Source organism: Paraburkholderia sp. WS6 (assembly GCF_030464835.1).
Taxonomy (GTDB): domain Bacteria; phylum Pseudomonadota; class Gammaproteobacteria; order Burkholderiales; family Burkholderiaceae; genus Paraburkholderia; species Paraburkholderia madseniana.
In genome coordinates, this window is record NZ_JALQCK010000004.1 from 264,866 (window position 1) to 280,032 (window position 15,167).

General features: G+C 59.2%; 12 protein-coding genes. 1 reads left to right on the forward strand and 11 read right to left on the reverse strand.

The window, feature by feature from the left end:
* Positions 1-10: 10 nt before the first annotated feature.
* The 9 genes from M0D64_RS07555 to M0D64_RS07595 all read right to left on the reverse strand — a co-directional run bounded on the left by M0D64_RS07555 (position 11) and on the right by M0D64_RS07595 (position 11,733).
* Entirely contained in the window at positions 11-1,255 is a 1,245-nt protein-coding gene (locus M0D64_RS07555) for a sarcosine oxidase subunit beta family protein (protein WP_266257238.1), read from the reverse strand.
* A gap of 11 nt (positions 1,256-1,266) precedes the next feature.
* On the reverse strand, positions 1,267-2,643 hold the full coding sequence (locus M0D64_RS07560; protein ID WP_266257189.1) for an L-serine ammonia-lyase: 1,377 nt from the start codon (positions 2,641-2,643) through the stop codon (positions 1,267-1,269).
* Between the two features lie 10 nt (positions 2,644-2,653).
* On the reverse strand, positions 2,654-3,913 hold the full coding sequence (glyA, locus tag M0D64_RS07565) for a serine hydroxymethyltransferase (protein WP_266257190.1): 1,260 nt from the start codon (positions 3,911-3,913) through the stop codon (positions 2,654-2,656).
* A gap of 69 nt (positions 3,914-3,982) precedes the next feature.
* Positions 3,983-5,194, reverse strand: coding sequence for a M24 family metallopeptidase (locus M0D64_RS07570; protein WP_266257191.1), 1,212 nt, complete (start codon positions 5,192-5,194; stop codon positions 3,983-3,985).
* Between the two features lie 227 nt (positions 5,195-5,421).
* Entirely contained in the window at positions 5,422-6,432 is a 1,011-nt protein-coding gene (locus M0D64_RS07575; RefSeq protein WP_266257192.1) for a GlxA family transcriptional regulator, read from the reverse strand.
* Positions 6,433-6,667: 235 nt separating this feature from the next.
* Positions 6,668-7,831, reverse strand: a complete 1,164-nt coding sequence (locus tag M0D64_RS07580) for a porin (RefSeq protein WP_266257193.1) — start codon at positions 7,829-7,831, stop codon at positions 6,668-6,670.
* A 131-nt stretch (positions 7,832-7,962) separates the two neighbouring features.
* A complete protein-coding gene (locus M0D64_RS07585; protein WP_266257194.1) occupies positions 7,963-9,420 on the reverse strand; it encodes a cytosine permease in 1,458 nt (485 codons plus the stop codon).
* A 21-nt stretch (positions 9,421-9,441) separates the two neighbouring features.
* A complete protein-coding gene (locus M0D64_RS07590) occupies positions 9,442-10,239 on the reverse strand; it encodes a creatininase (protein ID WP_266257195.1) in 798 nt (265 codons plus the stop codon).
* 282 nt (positions 10,240-10,521) lie between these two features.
* Positions 10,522-11,733, reverse strand: a complete 1,212-nt coding sequence (locus M0D64_RS07595; RefSeq protein ID WP_266257196.1) for a M24 family metallopeptidase — start codon at positions 11,731-11,733, stop codon at positions 10,522-10,524.
* A 55-nt stretch (positions 11,734-11,788) separates the two neighbouring features.
* On the opposite strand from M0D64_RS07595, the gene M0D64_RS07600 reads away from it, so the two are divergent.
* Positions 11,789-12,157, forward strand: a complete 369-nt coding sequence (locus M0D64_RS07600; protein ID WP_266257197.1) for a hypothetical protein — start codon at positions 11,789-11,791, stop codon at positions 12,155-12,157.
* Positions 12,158-12,728: 571 nt separating this feature from the next.
* Here M0D64_RS07600 and M0D64_RS07605 read toward each other — a convergent pair.
* Together M0D64_RS07605 and M0D64_RS07610 are read right to left on the reverse strand one after the other, a co-directional pair.
* The gene (locus M0D64_RS07605) at positions 12,729-13,169 is read right to left on the reverse strand and encodes a MarR family winged helix-turn-helix transcriptional regulator (RefSeq protein WP_266257198.1); all 441 of its coding nucleotides are present in this window, start codon (positions 13,167-13,169) and stop codon (positions 12,729-12,731) included.
* 3 nt (positions 13,170-13,172) lie between these two features.
* Entirely contained in the window at positions 13,173-15,086 is a 1,914-nt protein-coding gene (locus tag M0D64_RS07610; RefSeq protein WP_266257199.1) for an FAD-binding monooxygenase, read from the reverse strand.
* Positions 15,087-15,167: the final 81 nt, after the last annotated feature.

Sequence of the window (15,167 nt, forward strand, 5' to 3'; positions counted from 1 at the left end):
CTCTCCCTGATTAGTGCGCGACCGCTGCCGCGCCGTGTTCGTCGATCAGATGGCCGGTGTAGAACCGGTCCAGCGAGAACGGCGCATTCAGCAGATGCGGCGCATCGTTGGCGATGGTGTGTGCGAAGGCCCACCCGGAGCCCGGTGTGGCCTTGAAGCCACCCGTGCCCCAGCCGCAGTTGAAGTACAGTCCTTTCACGTCTGTCTTGCTGACGATCGGGCATGCATCCGGCGACACGTCGACGATGCCACCCCACTGCCGGTTCATCCGCACGCGCGAGAACACCGGAAACATTTCGACGATGGCCTGCAGCGTGCCCTCGATGGTGTGGAAGCTGCCGCGTTGGCCATATCCGGTGTACTGGTCCACACCGGCTCCGATCACCAGATCGCCCTTGTCGGATTGACTGATATACGCATGCACTGCGTTGGACATGATCACCGTATTGACGATCGGCTTGATCGGCTCCGAGACGAGGGCCTGCAGCGGATGGCTTTCAAGCGGCAGGCGGATCCCCGCCATCTCGGCGAGCACGCTGCTGTTGCCGGCCGCGACCACCGCGACTTTCTTCGCCTTGATGAATCCTTTGACGGTATCGACGCCGACCACTGCGCCATTGGCGCGGCGGATGCCGGTCACGCCACAGTTCTGCAGAATGTCGACACCATGCTGGTCCGCACCGCGCGCATAGCCCCAGGCGACCGCATCGTGCCGTGCCACCCCGGCACGGCGCTGGAATGAGGCACCCAGCACCGGATAGCGGCTGTGCAGGTTGATCACCGGCACGATCTTCTTGATCTGCTCGGGTGTGAGGAATTCTGCATCGACACCATTGAGCCGGTTTGCATTCACGCGACGCTCGGTGTCGCGAACGTCCTGCAGCGTATGGGCGAGATTCATCACACCGCGCTGACTGAACATCACGTTGTAGTTGATGTCCTGCGACAGGCCTTCCCACAACTGCAGGGCTTTTTCGTACAGCGCGGCCGACTCGTCCCACAGATAGTTCGAGCGCACGATCGTTGTATTCCGCGCGGTATTGCCGCCGCCGATCCAGCCCTTTTCAAGGACCGCAATGTTACGCACGCCGAGTTCCTTCGCGAGGTAGTACGCAGTCGCGAGACCGTGGCCGCCGCCGCCGACGATCACCACGTCGTACTCCTTCTTCGGCTCGGGGCTCTTCCATGCGCGCTCCCAGTTCTCGTGATACGACAACCCGTTGCGCAACAAACTGAATATCGAATACCGGTTCATCATCTGTCTCCTCAACACTCGATCACGTTGACCGCGAGGCCCCCGCGCGAGGTTTCCTTGTACTTGGTCTTCATGTCGGCGCCTGTCTCACGCATCGTCTTGATGACCTTATCCAGCGACACGTAGTGCTTGCCGTTGCCGCGCAGTGCCATGCGGGCGGCGTTTACGGCCTTGACTGCGCCCATCGCGTTACGCTCGATGCACGGAATCTGAACGAGGCCGCCAACCGGATCGCAGGTCATGCCAAGGTTGTGTTCCATGCCGATTTCGGCGGCATTTTCGACCTGTTCAGGCGAGCCACCCATCACGGCTGCAAGCGCCGCAGCGGCCATCGAACACGCCACGCCGACTTCGCCCTGGCAACCGACTTCCGCGCCGGAGATCGATGCATTCTCCTTGTAGAGCAGGCCGATGGCAGCGGCCGTCAGCAGGAAGGTTACGACGCCGTCGTCGCTCGAACCTGGGACGAACTTCATGTAGTACTGCAATACCGCCGGGATGATCCCCGCCGCACCGTTGGTCGGCGCGGTCACGATGCGCCCGCCGGCGGCGTTCTCCTCGTTCACGGCCATCGCATACAGATTGATCCAGTCGATCATCGACAGCGGATCGCGCAGGCTTTCTTCCGACTGGGCTTTCAACTGTTGAAAGAGTTCGGCCGCTCGACGCCTGACCTTCATGGGTCCCGGCAGGTGCCCTTCCATCGAGCAGCCGCGTGCGATCGCCGCCGACATCACGTCCCTGATCTTCAGCAACCCTTGCCGCACTGCTTCAGGCGTGCGCCAGGTTGCTTCGTTGGCGAGCATCACCCCCGCGATAGACAGGCCGCTCTCCCCGCACATGCGCAACAGGTCGACGCCCGTCCTGAACGGATAAGGAACCTGCGTGACACCTTCCTGACCGTTGAGGCGTTCCCCTGCATCGTCAACAACAAAGCCGCCCCCAACCGAGTAATAGGCCTGCTCGTCGACCACCTTGCCGTTTGCGTCGAACGCGGTGAAGCGCATCCCATTGGAGTGGAACGGCAGCACCTCGCGGCGCAGGAACACCATCTGCGTCCTCTCGTCGAAGGCGATCCGATGGACTCCGGCGGCTTCGATCGACTTCGTTGAACGAATATGAGCCAGCCGGGTTTCCACGTAGTCGGGATCAATCGCATCGGGGAGATTCCCTTCGAGCCCAAGTAGCACAGCCTTGTCGGTACCGTGTCCCTTTCCGGTGGCGCCGAGCGAGCCGTACAGGTCCGCCCGGATCGCACTCACGTCGCTCAGCTTTCCGGCGTCGCGCATGCGGGTAGCGAACCGGCAAGCCGCGATCATCGGCCCGACGGTGTGAGAGCTCGAGGGCCCAATGCCGATCTTGAAGAGATCGAATGTGCTGACGTTCATGGCTTTCTCGTTAAAGTCCAGCGTATACCGGCAGGCGCGCACACAGTTTCGCCACCTGTTCGCGCACGCGCCCCTCGACCTGGGCATCGCCCAGGTTGTCCAGCACGTCGCAGATGAGCGCGGCGGTCAACACGGCATCGGCTTCCCTGAATCCGCGCGTCGTGATGGCCGGTGTGCCGATGCGAATCCCGCTGGTCACGAACGGTGATTGCGGATCATTCGGCACTGCATTCTTGTTCACAGTGATGTGCGCACGGCCCAAAGCCGCGTCCGCGTCCTTACCGGTAATCCCCTTCGCGACCAGGTCGACAAGAAACAGGTGATCGTCCGTGCCGCCGGACACTACGTCGTAGCCACGCTCAACGAATACCGAGACCATTGCGCGCGCATTCGCCAGCGTCTGTTTCTGGTACTCGACAAAGTCGGAGCCGAGCGCTTCCCTGAACGCGACTGCCTTCGCCGCGATGACGTGCATCAACGGGCCGCCCTGCGTACCTGGAAAGACCATCGAATTGAGCTTCTTTTCAATTTCCTGGTTGGCCTTCGCCAGAATCAAACCACCGCGCGGGCCGCGCAATGTTTTGTGCGTCGTCGTCGTGACGATGTCCGCGAACGGCAGCGGATTTGGATACAGGCCGGCCGCGACGAGTCCGGCGACGTGCGCCATGTCGACGAACAGGTATGCGCCGACGAGGTCCGCGATCTGACGGAAGCGTGCAAAGTCCAGCACGCGCGAGTAGGCCGAAAATCCTGCCACGATCATTTTGGGCTTGTGTTCGACGGCGAGACGCTCGACTTCGTCGTAATCGATCAGACCGGTGTGCGTATCGACGCCATACTGAACCGCGTTATAGAGCTTGCCGGAAAACGACACCTTCGCGCCATGCGTCAGGTGGCCGCCGTGCGCGAGGCTCATGCCGATAATCGTGTCGCCCGGCGTCAGCAAGGCCAGGTAGACTGCGGCGTTGGCCTGCGAGCCACTATGCGGCTGGACGTTCGCATAATCTGCGCCAAAGAGCTGCTTCGCACGTGCAATGGCCAGCGACTCCACCACGTCGACATGCTCGCAGCCACCGTAGTAGCGCTTGCCTGGGTAACCTTCGGCGTATTTGTTAGTGAGCACCGAGCCCTGCGCTTCGAGCACCCGCGGGCTGGTGTAGTTTTCTGATGCGATCAGCTCGATGTGGTCTTCCTGGCGCTGGCGCTCGAGGCGCATCGCGTCGGAGAGTTCCGGATCGAACCCGGCAATGGTTTGTTCTTTGGAAAACATCGAAACGTCTCCTGCAACATCCTGAGGTGCCTGCGGCCGTAGCCGCAGGGTGATTCGAACGAAACCGTGTCAGGCCTTGATGATGTTGTGCTCTGGGCCGTACCTGAATCCGGTGATGTTGGTGGCATCTTTCTCGCCCACCACCAGGATGTCGTGCTCACGGTAGCCGCCCGCACCGGGCAGCCCTTGCGGCAGCATGATCATCGGCTCCATCGAGATCACCATGTTTGGTTCGAGCACCGTGTCGATGTCTTCGCGCAGTTCAAGCCCCGCTTCGCGGCCGTAGTAATGCGACAGCACGCCGAACGAGTGGCCGTAGCCGAACGTGCGGTACTGCAGCAGGTTGTACTCCGCGTAAATCTTGTTCAGTTCGTGGGCGATGTCACTACAGCGTGCCCCCGGCTTGATCAGTTTCAGCCCCGCTTCATGCACTTCGACGTTGACCTTCCACAAACGAAGGTGCTCGTCGGAACAGTGATCAAAGAACATCGTGCGCTCAAGTGCCGTGTAGTAGCCCGCAATCATCGAGAAGCAGTTCAGGCTCAGGATGTCGCCCTTCTGCACCTTGCGCGTGGTGACCGGATTGTGAGCACCGTCCGTGTTGATCCCTGACTGGAACCACGTCCACGTGTCCATCAGTTCGGAATCGGGGAAACGTTTCGCAATCTCGCGCACCATCGCCTGGGTGGAGGTCAGCGCCACCTCGTGTTCGGGTACGCCTTCGAGCACCGCTGCCGCGAGGGCCGCACCGCCAACGTCGCACACATTGGCGCCATGCCTGATGACGTCGATTTCCTCGGCGGACTTGATCATGCGCATGCGCATCGTCTGCGCGCTGATGTCGACAAATTCCACAGCAGGCAGTGCGGCCTTCAGCTTGGCCAGAACGTCCACGGGTACATGGTCGAATTCAATGCCCACACGTCCCTTGTTGTCGATTTCCTGCTGTACCGCACGGAAAAAATTGTCGCGCTGCCAGTCGGTGTAGACCACGTTGTAGTCGCCGACCGTGCGACGCCACGGCTGGCCGCCATCGATGTTCGCCGAGATCGACACCACCTTGTCCGGCGTCACGACGAGCCCGTACTTACGGCCGAACGAACAGTACAGGAAGTCCGCGTAATAGTTGATGTTGTGATACGACGTGAACAGCACGGCATCGACATTCTCGTTGGACATCAATGCGCGCAGCTTGCCGTGGCGGTTCGCGTACTCCGCGTCCGAGAAGGTGTGCTTCACCTTTTCGCCGTTCTCGATCCGAATCAGATTTTCCAGTTTCATGCGCTCGCTCCTTGGTGAAAAACGCCAGTAGGTGTGAGCGAATAGTAGAAGTTCGGTGATTTAGAAAGTTTTCCAAAACGACACGATGATCCTTAATTTCGACATTGAGGGTTTACCACCGTGAGGTCGTTTTGCTGTCGGACTGGCTTGTTCAACGAGCGCGCGCCTCCGCACGCGGCGATCGTGCGCGTGGGTTGGAGCAAGGAAGCTGTGCGCTGAGTGCTGCCTTACAATGCGCTCTGGTATCGCCGACGGTCCGCCATGGGCGAAATCTTGAACTGTGCTTTGTAACGCGTCGCGAAGTGCGTCATTGATGTGAAGCCTGTTCGTGAACAGACCTCTTCGAGCGGCTTGCCCGTCCGGTATAGCAACTGGCGGGCGCGGAGCAGGCGAATCTCAAGATAGGCCTGAGCCGGCGTCTTACCTGTCCGATCGTTGAACCAGCGCTCAAGCTGGCGCTGTGAGACGCCCAGATACGAAGCTACCTCCGCGACCGAGAGCGCTTCCTCGACATTGCTCTCCATGATCTGCAAAGCCTCGTCGAGTTTCGTATGTTCCGCGCCCATGTATTGGCGAAGCGATGTCCGCTGCTGTTGCTCGTGACTGCGTCGTTCTGCTACGAGCAATTCGAGCACGCGTGCGGCAAGCGAGCGGCTGCCGGGTGGCATGCCGAGCAGATGCACCATCAGGTCCAGCGGCGCGACACCGCCACTGCACGTGTAGCGGTCCCGATCCACTTCGTAGAGGCGATTGGAGACGATGAGCTTTGGAAACTGGCCCATCAGCACGTCCTGATCTTCCCAGTGAATCGTGCACCGATAGCCGTTTAGCAAACCGGCACGGGCGAGAAAGTAACTGCCAGTGTCGAGACCGCCCAGCGCGGTGCCGCTGCGCGCATGCAGCCGTAGCCAATCCAGCACTGCGCCGATCCCCTTGCGTGGAATCGGATTGGGGCCGACTACGAATACGGCGTCGAACGAGCCGGGGTCCCGGATCGTTGCGTCGGGCAGTACCCGGATGCCGTCGCTCGATTGAACACACTCTCCTCCCGCGCTGATGAGTTGATAGTCGTAGACACGGCGCCCGATGATCATGTTGGCGATCCGCAAGGGATCGACCGCGGCACCCAGTGCGATCAACGAGAAATTGTCGAGCAGCAGAAATCCATATTTTCTGACGCTGAGGTCATGAAGTCCGTCAGCGTGACGCTCTTCGAGCTTGATAGGGCGAGTTGGCATAGGCGGGTTCTGGTCAGCAACGACCCGGCTCGCCTGCAGGCTACCTCGCCCACAAACGCTTCGGTCGACGGATTCCTGGCATCCTACCTCCAGCACGCAATCATTTCCAGTGAAGTCCGCCGATCCGCGAGCGGCGCAATAGCGAGGGCGGCCCGAGGCTTTGAGGGGGTCGAAACGGGCGTATGCCTGGCAAGGCCCAGGCATACGTTACCGCTGGTCGTTTAACAGCGGGCGCTCAGAACGCGTGACGCATGCCTACCGTAACCGCCGCTTGCGTGTTCGTCGCGGACGGCGACATCGTGTTGATCATTGCATGCGACAGCACGGAGTCCGCTGGCGCGCCATGCACGTTCTGATACACACCTTCGAGATAGAAGTCTGTGCGCTTGCTGATCGAGTAGTCGGTCTGCAACATGGCCGTGTTCCATCCCGGCGAAGAGCCGTTGTAGGCACCATGCGTATACGTGTACGCGCCCGATACGCTCAACGCCTCCGTGAGCGCGTACTTCGCGTTCACTTCGTAGTTGTCGAGGCGCAGCGAACCGGCGAGGGATCCGGCGGAGGCATCGTTGGCGCCGAGGTAGCTGCCCGTGCCGAACGAGAAGACGCCCGCCGCGTTGTCGATCTGCGTGTGACTCCAGACCAGCCCAACCGTGGCCGGCCCGAACGTGTAGTTGCCGCCAAGCGACCAGATACGCTGACGCGAGGCGATAAAGTTTGCGCTCGTATCGCTGGTAGTCACGGCACCGGTGCCGTTACCCGCGTTGTTCAATTGCAGGTAGCCTGCGGCGAGATTCAGCGGCCCCTCGGCATACGACAGGCCGAAACCGTACGAGCGGTTATTCGCAAAGTCGCCTGTCTTGTTGCTGAACGAATACATCGTTTCGAACGTGACGCCGTGGTACGTCGGGCTCGCGTACTTGACCGAGTTGTTGATTACGACCGAGTTGGCGGCGAGGTTGTCATTTTCAAACGGATGTGCGGCGATACTGCCACCCCACGTGTTGTATCCGGCCGTGAGCGGTCCGACGAGGTCGTTCATCACGTCAAACTGGCGACCAAACGTCAGGGTGCCGTACGGATCGCTTTGCAGGCCGACCCATGCCTGAGAACCGAACGCGCTACCTGCAAAAGCCTGAGCGCCGTTATTCAAAAGAAACGATTGCTCAAGTTTGATCAGCGCGCGAAAGCCACCGCCCAGATCTTCTGTTCCTTTGAGGCCAAACACCGTGTTCTGTGTCGAGCTGGTTACTTCCTGCCAGTTGCTATGCCCGAGTTGATTGTTTGTGTAGATCAGGCCGGTATCGATAAGACCGTAGAGGGCCACGCTGCTTTGTGCGTGCGCCGAAACTGTAAAGGCGCAGAAAAGCGTGACCGCGAATAGGGACCGTTTATACATATTGGCTCAATGAATTTGCAGCGGTTGACGAAATCAACAGATGCGTCAAAAAATACCCGCGCTTCCCAACGACGACTCTATCTTGTCGAGGTTTGACGCGGGTAGTCCAGGAGAACCAGATTGTGCGGAGTTCAACTCGCCACTTGTGCGACGGCGTCCTTCCAGGCTCGGAAGTACGAGCTACGCCGGGCCATCGTGAAGTACGTCAGGCCCGCGGAGAATAGGCCGAACTCAAAGCTAAGATCGCCCCAGCCGAGGTAGTCGCGCATCAACGGGCTGACGTAGGTCGGCGAATTGGAGAACAGGAGCGACGCTACGATGCCGACCAGCAGCGCGATGACACCCGGCCAGAAGACGCCTGCGTCGTACCAGTACGCACCGCTGCCCCACTTCATCCAGGCATCCGCCTGATACCGGCCCCGGCGCATGAAGTAGTCGACGATCACGATAGCGGCCCATGGTGCAGTCCAGAAGACCATGTAGTTCAGGAACACCTGGTACATGTCGAAGAATTGTCCGTAGAACACCGTCACCACACGGAAACAGAGCGTGAAAAGCGCAATGATGGTCAGCGACGTAATCCGGTTGATTGGAATGCGCAACGCAAGCAAACCGAGTCCAGCCGTGTAGCCGTTGGGCACATTCGCCGCTATACCGCCGAGAATAATCGAAAACAACAGCGGAACGATGAACCACGTCGGCAAAAATCGGCCAAGTTGACTGACCGGGTCATCCCCGAGCGAACCACCCAGTGCGGTCGCAAACAGCACGCCGATCACTTCACAGAACATCAGCGCGACGAACTGTCCACCGCCGGCCGCCAGCACGATTTTCTTCCAGCTGGTTTCAGCAGGGAAATAGCGACTGTAGTCGGAGGCAAAGTTTGCCCAGCCAATCGGATAGGAAAAGATGATGCCCATCGCGATCAGCCACGTACTAATGGATCCCCCGCCATGGTTGATCGCCGACGCCATCGCAAAGCTGGTATGCGGCAACACGAATGCCGCCAGCCCACCGAACAGGATAGCCAGCACGACCGCAATCCATTTCTCTGCGGCAATGATGGTCGCGTGTCCAAAGATCGCCAACAGTATTTCCGCGGCCAGAATGATGGCTAGCGAAACCCAGACCACCCCATGGCTTTTAAAGCCGCCCATTTTCAGCAACGTTTCGAGCGCCTGGGTGGCTACCACTGAGTTAATCGAAAACCAACTGAGTGCGGAAACGAGGCTAACCGCCTTCGGCAGGAACGAACCCAACTGCCCGAACGAACTGCGCGAGGTCATGATGCCGGAGGTGCCCGTACGCGGTCCCATGATCGTTGTCAGGCCTAGCACGAAGCAGCCGAGCAGGTTACCGACCAGAATCGCCCCCAGCGCCTGCCACAATGACAATCCCTGAGAGAGCGCCAGCGCGCCAGTCACAACCACCACGTAGTTGGTGTTTGCACCGATCCACATCTTGAACAGCTCGGCCGGTGTACCATGCCGATCCTTTAAAGGAATCGGATCAATGGCGTGCTGTTCGATGCTCCACGCCTTGTCGGCTTCGACCTCGGCATGCGGGTTACGGCTATCGTAGTTTCCCATTGTGTTCCCCAGATGGATGCTTCAGGCGTGCGACGCTTTCGCGCGCGCATCGTAGGCTTCGCGAAGTGCACGCGAGATGCCTTCTACACAGACATCGAACAGCAACGCACCCTTTTCCGCCGACGCGTCCGCAGCCGATGACAGGCAGCCGGAAGAGGGCGTCCACTCCGGAATCGGCGGAAACACGTCGTAAGGCTCAAAGCTCGCCGCCCCATGCGTCGGTACGCACGACATGTCGACCAGATGTGGATGCAGGTGCAGCATCAACGACGTCTCCAGCACACCGCCATGCTCGACTGCCCAGCCGGGGAAACCTTCCGGATAGATCCGGGCGATCGTTTCTTCGGTGACGAAATCCCAGTAAGACAGCATCACCACCTGAAAGTCGTGAATGCCCTCCCAGCGCAACTCGCGAATGGCCAGATCAACCCCTTCGACGGCGAACATCGAATTCTCGAAATGTCCATTCACGAGGCAGATCTTCTGCGCCCCGTGTCGGGCAAACTCCTTGAGGACGTCTTTCACCGTCAACGAAAGCGTGTGGCCGTCCAGACTCGTCGTGCCACACAGATGGTTGCCGCCGCCGCTCTTCTGCTGGGACTTGTAGCCGTACGCAATGGCAGGAGCCACCAGCGCCCCGATTTGCCGCCCTACTGCAACCGCAATGGCACTTGGCAGCAGCACGTCAGGGTTCATCGACATATGCGGCCCGTGCTGCTCCAGCGCACCGATGGGAACCAGAATGGGCTGCGCCTGCTCTTTCACGCGGCGCGCGTATTCCGGCCATGCCAGTTCACCTATTACCACGCTCTTTTCCATGGAAATGCTTCTCCTCACCTGTTGTTCTGTCTGTCTCTCGACCACACGAACCAGCCGGACCAGGGCCCATCGTAGAAGTCTAAAAATGAGAGAATGTTTCCGTTCACGACAAATTTCTTCTCATTTTCGACATTCCGGCTACATGCGTAAAAAGACGTCGATTGTCAGTCAAAGATTCGACCTGGCCGCGATCGTGCCGCCAGTGCGCCCGTAGTCACCGCCCTATGCTTCGGATAACTCGGGTGCCAGGGTAGTCATCCGGTTGATCCGAAAGCGGCCGTGTCAGGCCTTGATGATGTTGTGCTCTGGGCCGTACCTGAATCCGGTGATGTTGGTGGCATCTTTCTCGCCCACCACCAGAATGTCGTGCTCACGGTAGCCGCCCGCACCGGGCAGCCCTTGCGGCAGCATGATCATCGGTTCCATCGAGATCACCATGTTCGGTTCGAGCACCGTGTCGATGTCTTCGCGCAGTTCAAGCCCCGCTTCGCGGCCGTAGTAATGCGACAGCACGCCGAACGAGTGGCCGTAGCCAAACGTGCGGTACTGCAGCAGGTTGTACTCCGCGTAAATCCTGTTCAGTTCGTGCGCGATGTCGCTACAGCGTGCCCCCGGCTTGATCAGTTTCAGCCCCGCTTCATGCACTTCGACGTTGACCTTCCACAAACGAAGGTGCTCGTCGGAACAGTGATCAAAGAACATCGTGCGCTCAAGTGCCGTGTAGTAGCCCGCAATCATCGAGAAGCAGTTCAGGCTCAGGATGTCGCCCTTCTGCACCTTGCGCGTGGTGACCGGATTGTGAGCACCGTCCGTGTTGATCCCTGACTGGAACCACGTCCACGTGTCCATCAGTTCGGAATCGGGGAAACGTTTCGCAATCTCGCGCACCATCGCCTGGGTCGAGGCCAGCGCCACTTCGTGCTCGGGCACGCCTTCATGGACCGCGGCTGCCAGTGCGGCTCCGCCGATGTCGCAGACATTCGCGCCGTGCCTGATGACTTCGATTTCTTCCACCGACTTGATCATGCGCATGCGCATCGTCTGAGCGCTGATATCAACGAATTCGACAGAGGGCAGCGCGGCTTTTAGCTTCTCCAGCACATCCAAGGGAACATGATCGAACTCGATGCCGACACGTCCCTTGTTGTCGATTTCCTGCTGCACGCCACGGAAGAAGTTATCGCGCTGCCAGTCGGTGTAGACCACGTTGTAGTCGCCGACCGTACGACGCCACGGCTGGCCGCCATCGATATTCGCCGAGATCGACACCACCTTGTTCGGCGTTACGACGAGCCCGTACTTACGGCCGAACGAACAGTACAGGAAGTCCGCGTAATAGTTGATGTTGTGATACGACGTGAACAGCACGGCATCGATATTCTCGTTGGACATCAATGCGCGCAGCTTGCCGTGGCGGCTCGCATACTCCGTGTCCGAGAAGGTGTGCTTTACCTTTTCGCCGTTCTCGATCCGAATCAGATTCTCCAGTTTCATGCACTCGCTCCTTGGTGAAAAACGCCAGTAGGTGTGAGCGAATAGTAGAAGTTCGGTGATTCAGAAAATTATCGACTGCGACAAAATACTCTCGATTTTCGACGTGAAGGGTAAACACTCTCATCAAAATTACGGATATCTAACTCTGGAAGCCAACTCTCTGAAAGCAGAGAGGAAATCGAGTGCGGCAGCTAATTTCGGCGCAGCGAGCGAACCAGCGAGCCTGGAGCGCAGGCTTACGCAGAGGGCCATCCGTCCGGATGACTCTCTTTGGCTCACAACGGTGAACGAGCGCACCCCTTCCAGCAACGATGAGATTGCGCCGGTCGAACAGCATGTGCGCCAATGCGTTATGCAGCCACCACGTCCAGACAAGATCGATCCTCGAAAGGCTGTTCCCGTCCAGATGGCCGCATGCTGGTAGTAAAGGACAGCGAGGTTCGTTCCCGGCGGCAGTGGAACTTAGTCTACAGGGTCCGCCTGGATAACCGCGCAGCAGAACGGAAACGGCTCGGTCGCCGTGCCTCCGACCCTCTCGTTGCGCCGTTCCCGTTCTGCTAACAATCCTCTGGGTTATCACCGCAACCCCATAAGGCCAAATCTGATATCCAGGCAATCTGACGGCTCGCTCCCGCCCTCAGACTTCGAAGGACCGGGATCTGACTCAAAGCAGCCGCTAGCCCTCGCGCGACTACAACGACCGCTTCCAAGATACAACCGCCGCTTGCGTCTTTGAGTTGACCGTCGCGTAGCTGGCCTTCAGGCGTCAATTTTCGCTGCCTCAAGGTCTTCAACCAAGTTAACGCTTTCGTTACGAAAAGACACTCTGTATCGGAGGGTTCGGGTCCAATTAAGGAACCCGACTCACCTTGGACTGGCAAGACCGCCGAGAGTGTGCGGCTATTCATTCACAAACACGTTATAAGATTTATGACCGACTAACCCGTCGGCTTTTGTGAACTATCGCAACGACACAACCGCGAATAACAAACGCACTATTCCCCCAGCGGCAACAGTGCCAAAAGCAGGCGCCGCAAGTCCAGACATTCGGTCGGTGTCAGTCTCGCAGTGAGAATGCGCTCGACCTCCTTGACACGTGGACGCAACGTCGCAAGCTGCTTCTTGCCGGCGGGAGTAAGGAACAGCACATAGCTACGTTTGTCGACGGGATCATCCGAGCGTTCGATCAAATCATTGCGAACCATGCGCGCGACGAGATCGGCGATTGTCGAACGGTCCACGTCGAGTTCATCGCCGAGTTGTCGTTGATTGACGCCGGGCGTTTTCTGCAAGATTTCGAGCGCCGCGTACTGGACGCTCGTGATCTCGGCGGAGACTTCGCTGAGCCATACCGCTACGTGGCGCTGCTGGGCGCGGCGTACCAGGCTGCCCGTGAATTTGGAAAGCGTTTCGGGGTTGTCGTGTTTGGTCGGCAATTTCTAAGCGTGTAGCGAAGATGTGTTCGTTCGGAAAATGCGCCGCAAAAACGCATTCAATTCGGTGTAGGCGTCCAGCGGAAGTACATGCGCGACGTACTGGTCCGGACGGACCACGACGAGCGCGCCCCGTTCCCGCTCGATGCCACGCTCGTCGAAGATATCAGTCGCTGCGTCGCTCGTAAACGCTTTCTCGTAGTCAATGAGGCCGTAGCGTCCCTTGCGCGGCAGCAACAACGCATGCAGATCTTCGAGTCGTACTTCGCGATGAGGCTGCTGCAACACTGCGCGAAGATCGAAGACGCTATCCGCATCGGCATTTTTTGGCGTGATGAGACGCAAGACCGAATCGGGCGACTTGGCGAGACGTTCGCACAGTGCATTTAGCGCACTTCCGCTTGCGTCCGAAAAAGCGTACAAGCGCCAGCGACCATCGGCGCGTGCCGCGTGGCCGAGTTGCATCGGCTTCGCATCGGCGAGACGAACGACGGGCGACGAATGAAAGCGCGTGCCGATGGTGAAGCCGCTCGCGAGCGATTGAAATGTCGATTCGCCCGTCAACGCGCCCGGCCGATATCGCGTCGCGACGCCCGCCGTATATCGGCCCGCACGAACGAAATAGTCCTGCAGTTCCGTTGGATCGACACCGCCTGCTTCGGGGCGATTGGGATCTTTCGGCGGCGCGGCCATCATCGCGGACCATTCCTTGTCGAAGTCGATCAGCTCTTGCGCGATGGGCTGGCGTTCATCGGAATACGTGCGCAAGAGGTCGATGTCGCTAAGTCCTTGCAGCACTGCGCCGAGCTTCCAGCCGAGATTGAAGCCGTCCTGCATCGAAACGTTCATGCCCTGGCCCGCTTTCGCGCTATGCGTATGACAGGCATCGCCGGCGATGAACACGCGTGGCTCGCGAGATGTTCCGTCGGCGGCGATTGCGTCGTCGAAGCGATCGGTCAAACGCTGTCCCACTTCATAAACCGAGAACCACGCGACCTCTTTCACGTCGAGCGAATAGGGATGCAGAATCCGTTGCGCGGTCTGAATGATGCGCTCGACCGTGATCTGCTTGATGGTGTCGCGATTCTCAGGCGTGACTTCGCCAAGATCGACGTAAAAGCGCGCGAGATAGCCGCCTTCGCGCGGAATGATGAGCAGATTGCCCTTGCTCGCAGACTGAATCGCAGCCTTCAGCCGGATGTCCGGAAAGTCGGTGACGGCGAGCGCATCCATCACGCCCCACGCATGATTGGCGGCATCGCCGCGCAGCGTTTGGCCGATGGCCGTGCGCACGCGACTGCGCGCGCCATCGCAGCCCACGACATAGCGCGCACGCACGACGACCTTTTCATCGAGTCGCGCTGCGTCCGTGCAGCGTAGCGTCACGCGCACCGGATACTCGCCCTCACTATCGCGTTGCACGTCCACGACTTCGAGATCGTAATCCGGCTCGAGCCGTTGCGCGGAACGGCGCATCACATCGAGCAGATAGTCCTGCACGCGCGCCTGATTAACGATGACGTGCGGGAATTCCGACATACCTGTTTCGGTATCCTTAACACGTCCGGTACGCTTGATCGCGCCACGATCGTTTGCATCGGGTCGCCAGAAGACCGTCTCGTTAACCCAATAGGCTTCGCGCAGCAAGCGCTCGCTCAGGCCGAATGCATTGAACATCTCGACCGTGCGGCACGCAACGCCATCCGCTTGCCCCATCAGCAACGGTCCCGAGCGACGCTCGACGATACGCGTCGTGATCGACGGAAACTGCGACAACTGAGCCGCAAGCACGAGCCCGGCCGGACCGCTTCCGACGACGAGCACATCGACCGTATCGGGCATTTCGACGCGAGGCGCGCCATCGGCGGTTGGCTCGATCATCGGATCCCCGACGCGGAAACCGTTGAGATGAAATTGCATGATGTCTTCCTCCAATCAGTCTTGATCACCTTGGTGGCGAATATACTCCGTACACCAACCATTTAAAAGCACTTCATGTCG